The following is a 13,577-nucleotide window of genomic DNA, read 5'->3' on the forward strand; positions in this document are numbered from 1 at the left end:
GTACGCATCAATAAGCACAGGGTGCGATCACGCCGGAATCCGCGCACCGCAGGCCGGCGGGACACGGAGAAGAGAAGGGGCGACGGCCCGCCGAAACGGTCCGCCGCCCCCTCGGCCCCCTCAGGGCCGATCAAGTGCTCCGTGTACTACGTCACTTCACGACCGTGATGCGGTCCGCGGCCGGAACCGGCAGCGGCGCGGCGGCCGAGGAGTTCTTCGCCAGGTAGGCGTTGAAGACGTCGAGGTCCGAGGCGCCGACCAGCTTGTTCGTGCCGGTGGCCAGGGCCGCGAAGCCGTCGCCGCCGCCCGCGAGGAACTCGTTCATCGCGACGCGGTAGGTCTTCGACGGGTCGATCGCCTCGCCGTTCAGCTTGATCGTGCCGTCGACGACGCGGTCCGCGCCCGTCTTCGTCATGTCGAGCGTGTACGTGAGGCCCTTCGAGACCTGCAGGATCTTGACGCTGTTCAGGTTCGAGCCGCTGACCTGCTGCTTCAGCGCGGTGATCAGGTTCGCACCGGACAGGTCGACCACGTTCATCATGTTGGTGAAGGGCTGCACGGTGAACGACTCGCCGTAGGTCACCACGCCGTCGCCCTCGGCGCCGGACGCCTTGAACACCAGGTCGGAACGGATGCCGCCCGGGTTCATCAGGGCCAGCTGCGCGCCGCCCTTGTCCGCCGGGGCCAGGCCCTCCAGCTGCGCGTCCGCGATCAGGTCGCCGAGCGGCTTCTCGTACGCCGTGGAGCCGCGGCCGTTGATGTCGGCGGCGATGAAGCCCTGCGGGCGGTTCGCCACCGGCGCGGCGATCGTGCGCCAGTCCTCGATCAGCTTCGTGAGGTCCGCGGCCTTCGGCACGTCACGCGAGACGACGTGGTTGGCCGAGGCCACCGCCGTCCGCACGATGTCCTTGGTGGCGCGGTCGTACGTCAGCGTCGTGTCCGTGTACAGCTTGCCGAACGACGACGCCGAGGTCACCAGGCGCGGCTTGCCCGCCGGGTCCGGGATGGAGCACACGTACGCCTGGTGGGTGTGGCCGGTGACCAGCGCGTCGACCTGCGGCGAGACGTTCTTCGCGATGTCGACGATCGCGCCCGAGACGCCCTCGCCGTCACCGTCGCCGTCACCGTCGCAGTTGTAGTTGTACGAGGCCGAGGCCGGCATGCCGCCCTCGTGGACCAGGGCGACGATGGACTTGACGCCCTTGCGCTCCAGGACCTTCGTGTACTTGTTGATCGTCTCGACCTCGTCGCCGAACTTCAGGCCCTTGACGCCCTCCGCGGTGACGACGTTCGGGGTGCCCTCCAGGGTCACGCCGATGAAGCCGATCTTGACGCCGTCCTTCTCCCAGACGAAGTACGGGTCGAGCAGCGGCCGGCCCGTCTTCTCCTTCGTCACGTTCGCCGCGAGGTAGGGGAAGTCGGCCCCCTGGAACTCCTCGCCCTCGACGAAGCAGCCGGCGGTCGGGTGACAGCCGCCGTTCTGCATCCGGGACAGCTCGGCCGCGCCCTCGTCGAACTCGTGGTTGCCCACCGAGGAGACGTCCAGGCCCAGCTGGTTCAGCGCGCCGATCGTCGGCTCGTCGTGGAAGAGCCCCGACAGCAGCGGCGACGCGCCGATCATGTCACCGGCCGCCGCCGTGATGGAGTAACGGTTCCCCTCACGGGCCTGGCGCAGGTGCGTCGCCAGGTACTCCACACCGCCCGCGTCGATCTTCTCGGTCGTCCCGTCCGCCTTCGTCCGGGTCACCTGACCCGACGAACCGGCCGGCGGCTCCAGAGTGCCGTGCAGGTCGTTGAAGGACAGCAGCTGGACGTCGACCATCCGGCCCCATCCCTTGCCGTTCGTCCCCGCACCGGTGGCGTACGCGTCCCCCGCCGCCCCGGCCGACGGCATCGCGGCGACGAGCGCCCCGACCGTCGCCAGCCCGGCACCAGCGGCCAGAATCCGCCGTACCCTCTTGTTCTTCCTCGGCGTCGCTGCCATCTCTCCCCTAGTCCCCTTGCCCCGATTCGCGGCCTTGATCTACTCCCCCGTTGCGCGAGCAGCCTAGAGTCAACGCGCGTAGCGCAACAGGGGGGAGTGGGTTACAAGACAGTTGCCGATTGCTGACGGGGTGTCGCCGTAGGCTCGGGGGCATGACTTCCGATGCGGCGCCGGCCATCGAACCGGGACGGCAGATCAACACGTATGACGAGCTCACGCCGGAGCAGGTCCAGGACGTACTGGACCTCCTGGAGGCGGCCGACCGTGCTGACGGGGTGCACGCCGTGTCCGAGCAGGGGCGGCTGTACCTGCGTCACGGCAGGCGCGAGGGCGTGACCCACTTCCTGCTCACCGTCGGCTCGCACCTCTACGGGTACGCGCAGCTGGAGGAGACGGACCCGATCGAGGCACCGGCGGCCGAGCTGGTCGTCCACCCGGCGAACCGGGGCCGCGGCCACGGCCGGGCGCTGGGCACGGCGCTGCTCGGCGCCTCCGGCAAGCGGCTGCGCGCCTGGGCGCACGGCGGCAAGTCGGCGGCCCGGCACCTGGCGCAGGTGCTCGGCCTGACGCTCTTCCGCGAGCTGCGCCAGCTGCGGCGGCCGCTGGTGCCGCTCGACATCCCGGAGCCGGTGCTGCCCGAGGGCGTCACCGTCCGCACCTTCACGCCCGGCCAGGACGACGCCGCCTGGCTCGCCGTCAACGCCGCCGCGTTCGCGCACCACCCCGAGCAGGGCTCGCTCACCCAGCGGGACCTGGACGACCGGACGGCCGAACCGTGGTTCGACCCGAAGGGCTTCTTCCTCGCGGAGCGGGACGGGAAGCTGATCGGCTTCCACTGGACGAAGACGCACGCCGAGGAGCAGCTCGGCGAGGTGTACGTGGTCGGCATCCTGCCGGAGGCCCAGGGCGGCGGCCTCGGCAAGGCCCTCACCGCGATCGGCCTGCGCCACCTGGCGGCCCAGGGGCTGCCCACGGCGATGCTGTACGTGGACGCGGACAACACGGCGGCGGTCCGGGTCTACGAGGGCATCGGCTTCACCACGCACGAGGTGGACCTGATGTACCGCACGGAGTCGTGACCGGCGCCCGTACCGCACGGGCGTCGTGACCGGCCCGTACCGCACCGAGTCGTAAGTCCCTCCGAGAAGGGGGCGGTTGACACCGCCCCCTTCTTTGCACCACCCTTTCACTACTTGATTAGTGAAAGGGTGGTGGAAGGGAACGTGGTCGAGTACCGCATCGACCGGCGCAGTGGCGTCGCCACCTACCTCCAGATCGTCCAGCAGACGAAGCAGGCCCTCCGAATGGGCCTCCTGGAACCGGGCGACCGACTGCCCACCGCACGCGAGGTCGTCGAAGCGACGGCCATCAATCCCAACACGGTCCTCAAGGCCTATCGCGAGCTCGAACGCGAAGGCCTCGTCGAGGCCCGCCGCGGCCTCGGCACCTTCGTCCGCGCCACCCTCGGCACCGGCCCCGCCGACTCGCCCCTGCGCGGCGAACTCGCCGACTGGGCGCGCCGGGCACGCGTCGCGGGACTGGAACGGGACGACGTGGCCGCGCTCTTCACATCCGTACTGAAGGAACACTTCGAGGGGGACGACGCATGACGAGAGACGGCATCGCGCTGGAGGCCGATCTCCTGGGCAAGAAATACGGGGGGCGGGCCCGCGGCTGGGCCCTGCGCGAATGCGACCTCGCCCTTCCCGCGGGCCGGGTCTGCGCCCTCGTCGGCCCCAACGGCGCCGGCAAGTCCACCCTCCTCGCCCTCGCCGCCGGACTGATCCGGCCCACCGAGGGCAGCATCGAGGCCCCCGCCCGCGAGCGCCTCGCGTACGTCGCCCAGGACAAGCCGCTCCACCCCCGGCTCACCGTCGCCGACACCCTGCGCATGGGCCGCGAACTCAACCCCGGGCGCTGGGACGACACCGTCGCCCGGCGGATCGTCGAGGGCGGCGGCTTCTCCTCCGACACCCTCGTACGCGACCTCTCCGGCGGCCAGCGCACCCGCGTCGCCCTCGCGCTCGCCCTCGGCAAGCGCGCCGAACTGCTGCTCCTGGACGAGCCGATGGCCGACCTCGACCCGCTCGCCCGCCACCAGCTGATGGGCCTCCTGATGGCCGACGCGGCCGAACACGGCACCACCGTCGTCATGTCGTCGCACATCCTCACCGAGCTGGAGGGCTCCTGCGACCACCTCGTCCTGCTCCACGGCGGCAAGGTCCGCCTCGAAGGACCCGTCGACGACCTCCTCGCCGCGCACACCCTGCTCACCGGACCGATCGGGGACCTCGCCCCGCACACGGTCGTCGAGTCCCGCACGACGGGCCGACAGCTGACCGCCCTGATCCGCCGCGAGGGCCCGGTCGAAGGCCCGTGGGAGACCTCGGAGCCCTCCCTCGAAGACCTCCTCCTCGCCCACCTGCGCACCACCGAAGGAGCCTCGGCATGAGCACGCTCGCCCTGAAGGGCCCCTACTGGGTGACGCTCCGCCAGTACCGGCGCACGCTGTGGCTGGCGGTGGCGGCGGTGGCGGTGTCCCTGGCGGTGATCGGCGGCCTGCGGATCTGGGACGCCCAGACCCCCGACCGCCACCTGGTCGGCGGTGGCCTGGTCCCCGCCGACGAGAACCGCGGCTACGAGACGCTGCGGCTGGCCGTCGAGTCCGGGAGCGCGTACCTGCTCCTCGTGCCGCTCCTCGTCGGCGTCTTCGTCGCGGGCCCGCTCGTCGCCCGCGAGTTCGAGTCGGGGACGTACAAGCTCTCCCTCACCCAGTCGGTCAGCCCGGCGGCCTGGCTCCGCGCCAAGCTCGTCTCGACGACCGCGGTCGCCTTCCTCACCCTGCTCGCCCTCATGGGCGTCTTCCGGATCGGCTGGAGCCGCGTCTCCGACACCTACTACCTCACCTGGGCCGACCGCGGCCCGTACGAGGCCACCGGCATCGTCCTCTTCGCATACGTCCTCGCGGCCGTCGCCGTCGGCGCGCTCGTCGGCCAGCTGATCCGCCGCACCCTCGTCGCCATGGCCGCCACCGGTCTGGTCATGGGCCTGGTCCTGCTGGTCATGGGCTCGTTCCGCTGGTCCATCCTCTCGGTGAAGACGATCACCGCCCCGGCCGGCCCCACGCTCTGGACGCCGGAGAACGGCCTGGTGATGGACTCGGGGCTCCTCACGGCCTCCGGCGCCCGCTTCGACCAGCTCATCTGCTGGGAGGAGGCGGCGCGCACCCCGGGCACGGACGTCACCGAGGGCCTGTGGGGCAAGGTCGAGGCCCAGTGCCAGGCACGGCACGGCGCCACCACCCAGTACGTCGACTACCACCCCGAGTCCCACTTCTGGCCCACTCAGCTGATCGAGTCCGGCATCCTCCTCGCCCTCGCCGCCGTCGCGGCCTACGCCGCCTTCCGCGTCCTGCGGGCCCGGCACCGGTAGGAGCGGGGCGCTCGCCGAGGCCCGTCACCCGTAAGGAGGAACCGGGGGCGGGGCCCTGACAAGGGCCCCGCCCCCGATTCCCGTACGACATGTCGTCGTTACCGGCCATTCAGACGCGCTTGCGACGCTCACGCAATGAAGCGCTCCGTGTCCAGCCTCCCCAAAGGGAGGCTTCCCGGCCCCACGGCCCGCTCCGACGCGCCCGACCACCCCTTCGCGCGGAAGAATGGGCCCATGAGCCAGCAGCCCGCCGAGGTCCCGGTCCAGTCCGCCGCCAAGCAGTCCGCCCCGCCGTCGCTCGGCCCCATAGCCGCGCACCGCCCGCTCGTGGTCAACGCGAGTGCCGTGGAAGACCTCGACCACGGCCTGGACGCCGATCCCGACACGTACGAGGACGACGGCAGCCTGGGGGAAGCGCTCCCCCAGGGACGCTTCCTCGACCGAGAGCGCAGCTGGCTCGCGTTCAACGAGCGGGTGCTCGAACTCGCCGAGGACCCGACGACGCCCCTCCTCGAACGGGCCAACTTCCTGGCGATCTTCGCGTCGAACCTCGACGAGTTCTTCATGGTGCGCGTCGCCGGCCTGAAGCGCCGCATCGCGACCGGCGTCGCCACCCGTTCGGCCTCAGGCCTCCAGCCCCGCGAGGTCCTCGACCTCATCTGGACGCGCTCGCGCGAACTCATGGCCCGGCACGCGGCCTGCTACCAGCAGGACGTGGCCCCGGCCCTGGCCGACGAGGGCATCCACCTGATCCGCTGGCCCGAACTCACCGAGAAGGAGCAGGCGCGGCTCTTCACCCTGTTCCGGCAGCAGATCTTCCCCGTGCTCACCCCCCTGGCCGTGGACCCGGCGCACCCCTTCCCGTACATCTCGGGCCTGAGCCTCAACCTCGCCGTGGTCGTCCGCAACCCGGTCAGCGGCCACCGCCACTTCGCGCGCGTCAAGGTGCCGCCGCTGCTGTCCCGCTTCCTGGAGGCCTCGCCGCAGCGGTACGTGCCCCTGGAGGACGTCATCGCGGCACACCTGGAGGAGCTGTTCCCCGGCATGGAGGTGCTCGCGCACCACATGTTCCGGGTGACGCGGAACGAGGACCTGGAGGTCGAGGAGGACGACGCCGAGAACCTGCTCCAGGCACTGGAGAAGGAGCTCATGCGGCGCCGCTTCGGGCCGCCGGTGCGCCTGGAGGTCGAGGAGTCCATCGACCCGTACGTCCTCGACCTGCTCGTCCGCGAACTGAAGATCTCCGACGCCGAGGTCTACCCGCTGCCCGGCCCGCTCGACCTCACCGGCCTCTTCGGGATCGCCGGCCAGGACCGGCCCGAGCTCAAGTACCCGAAGTTCGTCGCCGGCACCCACCGCGACCTCGCCGAGGTCGAATCCGCGTCCGCGCCCGACGTCTTCGCCGCGCTGCGCGAGCGGGACGTGCTCCTGCACCACCCGTACGACAGCTTCTCCACCTCCGTCCAGGCCTTCCTGGAGCAGGCGGCCGCCGACCCGGACGTCCTCGCGATCAAGCAGACGCTGTACCGCACCTCCGGCGACTCCCCGATAGTCGACGCCCTGATCGACGCCGCCGAGTCCGGCAAGCAGGTCCTCGTCCTCGTCGAGATCAAGGCCCGCTTCGACGAGCAGGCCAACATCAAGTGGGCGCGCAAGCTGGAGGAGGCCGGCTGCCACGTCGTGTACGGCCTCGTCGGCCTCAAGACCCACTGCAAGCTGTCGCTCGTCGTCCGCCAGGAAGGCGAGCTCCTCCGCCGGTACTCGCACGTCGGCACCGGCAACTACCACCCCAAGACCGCCCGCCTGTACGAGGACCTCGGCCTGCTCACCGCCGACCCGCAGGTCGGCGCGGACCTGTCCGACCTGTTCAACCGGCTCTCCGGCTACTCCCGCCGCGAGACCTACCGGCGCCTCCTCACCGCCCCCAAGTCGCTGCGGGACGGCCTGGTCTCCCGCATCACCAAGGAGATCGCCCACCACCGCGCCGGACGGCCCGCGTACGTGCGGATCAAGGTCAACTCGATGGTCGACGAAGCCGTCATCGACTCCTGCTACCAGGCCTCCCGGGCCGGCGTCCCCGTCGACATCTGGGTCCGCGGCATCTGCGCCGTACGGCCCGGCGTCACCGGCCTCTCGGAGAACATCCGGGTCCGCTCGATCCTCGGCCGCTTCCTGGAGCACTCCCGGGTCTTCGCCTTCGGCAACGGCGGCGAACCCGAGGTCTGGTTCGGCAGCGCCGACATGATGCACCGCAACCTGGACCGCCGCATCGAGGCGCTCGTCCGGGTCACCGACCCGGCCCACCGGGCCGCACTCACCCGGCTCCTGGAGACCGGGATGTCCGACACCACCTCCTCCTGGCACCTCGGCCCCGACGGGAACTGGACGCGCCACGCGACCGACCCCGAGGGCCGCCCCCTGCGGCACGTCCAGGAGATGCTCATCGACGCGCGGAGGCGCCGGCGTGCACAACCCTGACCACTCGGCGGACATCACGGCGGGCGAGGTCCTCGCTCCCTACCTGCACGCCCGGGCCGCGGACTTCCTCCGCGGCCTGCGGCTGCACCACGAGAGCGGCTCCGACACCGCCGGAGCAGAGGAGGCGGCCCGCACCCTCCGCGGCGCCGCCCGCCGCATCAGCGGCACCCTCCACACCTTCCGCCCCCTCCTCGACCCCGCCTGGGCCGACCACCTCCGCACCGAACTCGCCTGGCTCTCCGGCACCCTCGCCCTCGAACACGCCTGCACCTCCCGCCTCGTCCGCCTCGTCGACGCCCTCTCCCGCCTCTCGAACGGAACGGGCAGCACGGGATACGGGACGCCCAGGACAGACCTGGGCGGCGCGGCCGGTACGGCTCCTGGCGGCGCGGTTCCGGGCGGCGCGGTTCCTGGCGGCGCGGTTCCGGGCGGCGCGGTTCCGGGCGGCGCGGGCGGCATCCAGGTGGGCGCATCGGGCACGCAGCTCGGCGCATCCGGCTCCTCGGGCGGGCCGTTCGGGCCGGTCGACCCGTCCGGCACGCAGCTCGGCGCATCGGCCGCCCAGCTCGGCGCGCCCGGCTCCCGGGGCGGCGCATCGGCCGCCCAGCTCGGCGCATCAGGCTCCCCGGGCGGCCGGTCGGGCGTGCCCACCGCGCGGGGAAGCGAGACGCACGGACTCTCCGTGGGCGCCGCCCGCGCCGGAGCCCTGCTGGACCGGCAGCTGACCCTGGCCCGTACACGGGCCCACTCGGCCGCCCTCCAGGCGCTGGGCTCCGCACGGTTCCACGCCGTCGCCGACGCCCTCGCGCTGCTCGCCTCCGAGGTGCCCCTCGGACCGTTGGGCGCGGCACCCGCCGTCGAGATCCTGGACGGCCCCGCCGAGGTCGCCGAACGGCGCCTCTTCGAAGCGGTGGCGGCGCTTCCCCTGAACCGGGCGGCCCACCCGTACAACGCCGAGGCGCTCGGTCTCGGCGCCGGGGAGACGCAGGACGCGCCCTGGCACCAGACCCGGCTGCTGCTGCGCCTGCACCGGTACGCCTCCGAGGCCCTGCACACCGGCGGCGAACCCGACTCCGCCCTGTACGAGGCCGCCCGCGCCCTCGACCGGCACCGCGACGCCGCCGAAGCCGCCACCGCAGCCGCCACGGCGGCCCGCACCCCCCGGATCGCCCCGGCCACCGCGTACGCCCTCGGCGTCCTCCACGCCGACCAGCGCCACGAGGTCGAAGCCGCCCGCTTCGCCTTCCAGCACGCCTGGCGCCGCACCACAGCACCCGTCCCATGACCGCCACCCCCGACCCCCCGCCCGTCCTCGCCGCAGGCTGCGTCCTCTGGCGCCCGGCCCCGTCCGGCCACGGCATCGAGATCGCCCTGGTCCATCGCCCCAAGTACGACGACTGGTCCCACCCGAAGGGCAAGCGCAAGCGCGGCGAATCGGCGAGGGCGTGCGCCCTCCGCGAGGTCCTGGAGGAGACGGGCCGGCACTGCGAGCTCGGCCCGCGCCTCCCCACGGCCCACTACACGGTCGCCGGCCGCCCCAAGCACGTCACCTACTGGTCCGCCCGGGCCCTCTCCGGCGCCTTCACTCCCAACACCGAGGTCGACGCCCTCCTCTGGCTCCCCCCGTCCGCCGCCCGCCTCCGCCTCACCCAGCCCCGCGACCGCGCCCTCCTCGACGCCGCCCTCACCACCCCCCACCCCTGACCCGACCCACGAGCCGCACCACCCGCCACCCGGGTTCCGGGCGGCCCGCCTCCCGGCCGCCACCCCCGTTGTGGGCAATCGCCCGCCAGAAACGGGCCCACCCCGGCTCGGCCTGGCCCACCTCGTTGTGGGCAATCGTCCGCCAGGGGCGTGGGGGTCCCCCCGGACGGAGTCTGGGGGAGGGTGGGCACAACGGACGGCGCCCTTTGCCAGGCCCAGGCTTCCGCGCCCGAACCCGCACCCCGTTGCGCGACGCCGTACCGGTACGGGTCCAGGCACAAGAGGCGGAGGCGCCGCCGTGGGCGCAGGCGCGTCGGCCGGCGACCGAGCGGACGGGCGCCGCACCCCGACGCCCCGCCCCGAAGCGCACCCCCGCAGCCCGCCCCGCCCCGCCCCGAAGCACACCCCCGAACCCGCCCCGCCCGCCCCGCCCGCCCCGCCGCCCGCCCGAGGGCCCCGCACCCGGGCTTACGGCACGGTTCACTTCCCGTTCACCCTCTCCCGTCGACGGCTTCACCTGTTCTGCCTAATTTCGGCCTTACACGGTGCACGAAGCAGTACGCCGCACCGACCAACCGACACACGCCGCCGTAGAAAAGTTCAGGACACTCGGTCCGCGACAGGGCGGCTTCTGGAAGGAACACCCGAAAGTGAAGCTTTCGCGCAAGAACGGGCTTCGCGCCTCCGCGATCGGTGCCCTCGTCGTCTCCGGTGCGCTCGTCCTGTCGGCGTGTGGTTCGGACAACAACTCGGAGACGCCCACGAAGGACGGCTCCAAGACCACCGCGGCCGCGTCGAACATCGCCTGTGACGGCGCCAAGGGCCAGCTGCTGGCCGCCGGCTCCAGCGCGCAGAAGAACGCCATGGACCTGTGGGTCAAGAACTTCCAGGCCGCGTGCGCGGGCGTCGAGGTCAACTACCAGGCGATCGGCTCCGGCGGCGGCATCACCAAGTTCAACCAGGGCCAGGTGGCCTTCGCGGGCTCCGACTCCGCCCTCAAGGACGAAGAGGTCGCCGAGTCGCAGAAGATCTGCAAGGGCGGCAAGGGCATCAACCTGCCGATGGTCGGCGGCCCCGTCGCCATCGGCTACAAGCTGGAGGGCGTGGACAACCTCGTCCTGGACGCCCCCACCCTCGCGAAGATCTTCGACACGAAGATCACCAAGTGGAACGACCCGGCGATCGTCAAGCTGAACCCGGGCGCGAAGCTCCCCGACACCACCATCCAGGCCTTCCACCGCTCGGACGAGTCGGGCACCACCCAGAACCTGGGCAAGTACCTGTCGGCCACCGCGAAGGCCGACTGGAAGTACGACCCGAAGACCAAGTCGTGGCCCGCCCCGGGTGGCCAGGCCGCCAACGGTTCCTCCGGTGTCGCCACCGCGGTCAAGGACGCCGAGGGCTCCATCGGATACTTCGAGCTCTCGTACGCCACGGCGAACAAGATCTCCACGGTCAGCATCAACACGGGTGCCGCCGCTCCGGTCGCCGCGACCACGGAGAACGCCTCGAAGGCCATCGCCGCCGCCAAGGTCAAGGGCACCGGCAGCGACCTGGCCCTCTCCCTCGACTACGAGACCAAGGCGGACGGCGCGTACCCGCTGACCCTGGTCACGTACGAGATCGCCTGCGACAAGGGCAACAAGCCGGAGACCCTGGCGACCCTGAAGGCGTTCCTCACCTACACGTCCGGCGAGGAGGGCCAGAAGGTCCTCTCCGAGGCCGGCTACGCCCCGCTCCCGGCCGAGATCGCGGCCAAGGTCCGCGCGATCGTCCCCACCCTGTCCTGACCCCCGGCCGGGTCCGGTCCCCCTCGTCCCGAAGGCTCACGCCGGAAGGAACGGAGCGGGGGACCGGCCCGGCATCCGGTGCACCGCCGCCAGGAGCCCGTGCAAGCCGTACGGGCACCGCAGACCGGAGAAGCAGATGGCTACCACCACACCAGACATACAGAGGAGCCGGCGCGCCAAGAACGCGTCCCGCCCCGGGGACCGCATCTTCAGCGGCCTGTCCCGAGGCTCCGGCATCACCCTCCTCGTGATCATGGCCGCGATCGCGGTCTTCCTCACCTACCGCGCCGTCCTCGCCATCTCGAAGGACAGCACGAACTTCTTCACCACCTTCGAGTGGAACCCGGCCGGCAGCCCGCCGGTCTTCGGCATCGCCGTCCTCGCCTTCGGCACGGTCGTCTCGTCGGTCATCGCGATGCTCATCGCCGTGCCCGTCGCGATCGGGATCGCCCTCTTCATCTCGCACTACGCCCCGCGCAAGCTGGCCAAGCCGCTCGCGTACGTCGTCGACCTGCTCGCCGCCGTGCCCAGCATCATCTACGGCCTGTGGGGCGCGATCTTCCTGGTCCCGTACCTGGACGGCCTGAACCAGTGGCTCGACCAGTACATGGGCTGGACGTACATCTTCGACAAGTCCAGCGACGGCGTCGCCCGCAACCTCTTCACCGTGGGCATCCTGCTGGCGATCATGATCCTTCCGATCATCACCAACGTCACCCGCGAGGTCTTCCTCCAGGTCCCGCGCATGCACGAAGAGGCCGCCCTCGCCCTCGGCGCCACGCGCTGGGAGGTCATCCGCATGTCGGTGCTGCCCTTCGGCCGCTCCGGCATCATCTCCGCCTCCATGCTGGGCCTGGGCCGCGCGCTCGGCGAGACCATGGCCGTCGCCGTGGTCCTCTCCCCCAGCTTCCTCATCTCGGGCCACCTGCTCGACCCGGGCGGCGGCACGTTCGCGCAGAACATCGCCGCCAAGTTCAACGAGGCCAACGAGTTCGGCCGGGACGCCCTCATCGCTTCCGGTCTCGTCCTCTTCGCCATCACCCTGCTGGTCAACGGCGCCGCACGCTGGATCATCGGCCGCCGCAAGGAGTACTCGGGGGCCGCGGCATGAGCCACGCCATACAGGAACGTCCGGTCCACGTGGCCCCGCGCCGTCCTCTCTCCCACGCCCGGCTCCCCCGCTGGACCCCGGCCGCCATCGCCGCCGGCTCGATCGCCGGAGGCATCGGCATCGGCCTCGCCGCGGGCTGGCACAGCAAGGTCCAGTGGGGCCTGATCGCCGCGCTGCTCTTCGTCCTCCTCACCTTCGGCGTGACCACCAAGGTCGAGGGCAGCCGCCAGGCCAAGGACCGTGTCGCCACCAGCCTGATCTGGGTCTCGTTCGTCCTCGCCGTCGTCCCGCTGCTCTCCCTGGCGTGGGTCACGATCAGCAAGGGCATGGACGTCCTCGACGGCTACTTCCTGAGCCACTCGATGAACGGCGTCCTCGACGCCGAGGCCGGCGGCGGCGTCTACCACGCGCTGCTCGGCACCATCGAGCAGGTCGGCATCGCGACCCTGATCGCCGCGCCGATCGGCCTGCTGACCGCGGTCTACCTCGTCGAGTACGGCGGCGGGAAGCTCGCCCAGGCCGTCACCTTCTTCGTCGACGTCATGACGGGCATCCCGTCGATCGTCGCCGGCCTCTTCATCCTCGCCACCTGGAACCTGATGCTGGGATTCGGTCCCTCCGGTTTCGCCGGCGCGATGGCCCTCGCCATCCTGATGATGCCGGTCGTGGTCCGCTCCACCGAGGAGATGCTCAAGCTCGTCCCGAACGAGCTCCGCGAGGCCTCCCTCGCCCTCGGCATCCCCAAGTGGCGCACCATCCTGAAGGTGGTCCTGCCCACCGCGATCGGCGGCATCACCACGGGCGTCATGCTCGCGGTCGCCCGCATCACCGGTGAGACGGCCCCGATCCTGCTCCTCGTGTTCGGTACGAAGCTCATCAACCCGAACCCCTTCGAAGGCGCCCAGTCCTCCCTGCCGCTCTACGTGTACGAGCAGTACGCGGTCGGCACCGACGCCGCCGTGGCCCGCGCCTGGGCCGCCGCGCTCGTCCTGATCGCCTTCGTCATGATCCTCAACCTGGTGGCCCGCGGCATCGCCCGCTGGAAGGCCCCGAAGACCGGCCGCTGACCGCGGCAATA

The 13,577-nt window shown here is 71.6% G+C and carries 11 protein-coding genes; 10 read left to right on the forward strand and 1 reads right to left on the reverse strand.

Annotated elements, in window-relative coordinates; translation table 11 throughout:
• Nucleotides 1-151: 151 nt before the first annotated feature.
• The gene (locus ACIQFX_RS37270; protein WP_402472596.1) at nucleotides 152-1,984 is read right to left on the reverse strand and encodes a bifunctional metallophosphatase/5'-nucleotidase; all 1,833 of its coding nucleotides are present in this window, start codon (nucleotides 1,982-1,984) and stop codon (nucleotides 152-154) included.
• Nucleotides 1,985-2,136: 152 nt separating this feature from the next.
• Between ACIQFX_RS37270 and mshD the strand changes: the two genes are divergently transcribed.
• The 10 genes from mshD (at nucleotide 2,137) to pstA (ending at nucleotide 13,566) form a co-directional block, all read left to right on the forward strand.
• Complete coding sequence (mshD, locus tag ACIQFX_RS37275; RefSeq protein WP_402472599.1) at nucleotides 2,137-3,063, forward strand: mycothiol synthase; 927 nt, start codon at nucleotides 2,137-2,139, stop codon at nucleotides 3,061-3,063.
• Between the two features lie 144 nt (nucleotides 3,064-3,207).
• Nucleotides 3,208-3,594 (forward strand): GntR family transcriptional regulator, encoded by a 387-nt coding sequence (locus tag ACIQFX_RS37280; RefSeq protein ID WP_402472662.1) that lies wholly within the window; start codon nucleotides 3,208-3,210, stop codon nucleotides 3,592-3,594.
• Nucleotides 3,591-4,436, forward strand: a complete 846-nt coding sequence (locus ACIQFX_RS37285) for an ABC transporter ATP-binding protein (RefSeq protein ID WP_402472601.1) — start codon at nucleotides 3,591-3,593, stop codon at nucleotides 4,434-4,436. Before ACIQFX_RS37280 ends, ACIQFX_RS37285 begins: the two co-directional genes overlap by 4 nt.
• A complete protein-coding gene (locus tag ACIQFX_RS37290; protein ID WP_399524333.1) occupies nucleotides 4,433-5,416 on the forward strand; it encodes an ABC transporter permease in 984 nt (327 codons plus the stop codon). The genes ACIQFX_RS37285 and ACIQFX_RS37290 overlap by 4 nt, the downstream gene beginning before the upstream one ends.
• A 234-nt stretch (nucleotides 5,417-5,650) precedes the next feature.
• Complete coding sequence (locus tag ACIQFX_RS37295; RefSeq protein ID WP_402472604.1) at nucleotides 5,651-7,894, forward strand: RNA degradosome polyphosphate kinase; 2,244 nt, start codon at nucleotides 5,651-5,653, stop codon at nucleotides 7,892-7,894.
• Complete coding sequence (locus tag ACIQFX_RS37300; RefSeq protein WP_402472606.1) at nucleotides 7,881-9,179, forward strand: CHAD domain-containing protein; 1,299 nt, start codon at nucleotides 7,881-7,883, stop codon at nucleotides 9,177-9,179. The genes ACIQFX_RS37295 and ACIQFX_RS37300 overlap by 14 nt, the downstream gene beginning before the upstream one ends.
• Entirely contained in the window at nucleotides 9,176-9,598 is a 423-nt protein-coding gene (locus ACIQFX_RS37305) for an NUDIX hydrolase (RefSeq protein WP_402472608.1), read from the forward strand. Before ACIQFX_RS37300 ends, ACIQFX_RS37305 begins: the two co-directional genes overlap by 4 nt.
• A 650-nt stretch (nucleotides 9,599-10,248) precedes the next feature.
• A complete protein-coding gene (gene pstS, locus ACIQFX_RS37310; protein ID WP_402472611.1) occupies nucleotides 10,249-11,388 on the forward strand; it encodes a phosphate ABC transporter substrate-binding protein PstS in 1,140 nt (379 codons plus the stop codon).
• Nucleotides 11,389-11,524: 136 nt separating this feature from the next.
• Nucleotides 11,525-12,499: a phosphate ABC transporter permease subunit PstC gene (gene pstC, locus ACIQFX_RS37315; protein WP_402472613.1), complete on the forward strand. Its 975-nt coding sequence runs from the start codon at nucleotides 11,525-11,527 to the stop codon at nucleotides 12,497-12,499.
• Nucleotides 12,496-13,566, forward strand: coding sequence for a phosphate ABC transporter permease PstA (gene pstA / locus ACIQFX_RS37320; protein ID WP_402472615.1), 1,071 nt, complete (start codon nucleotides 12,496-12,498; stop codon nucleotides 13,564-13,566). The genes pstC and pstA overlap by 4 nt, the downstream gene beginning before the upstream one ends.
• Nucleotides 13,567-13,577: the final 11 nt, after the last annotated feature.

The sequence above is a fragment of the Streptomyces sp. NPDC093089 genome, assembly GCF_044754405.1.
In the GTDB taxonomy this organism is placed as follows: domain Bacteria; phylum Actinomycetota; class Actinomycetes; order Streptomycetales; family Streptomycetaceae; genus Streptomyces.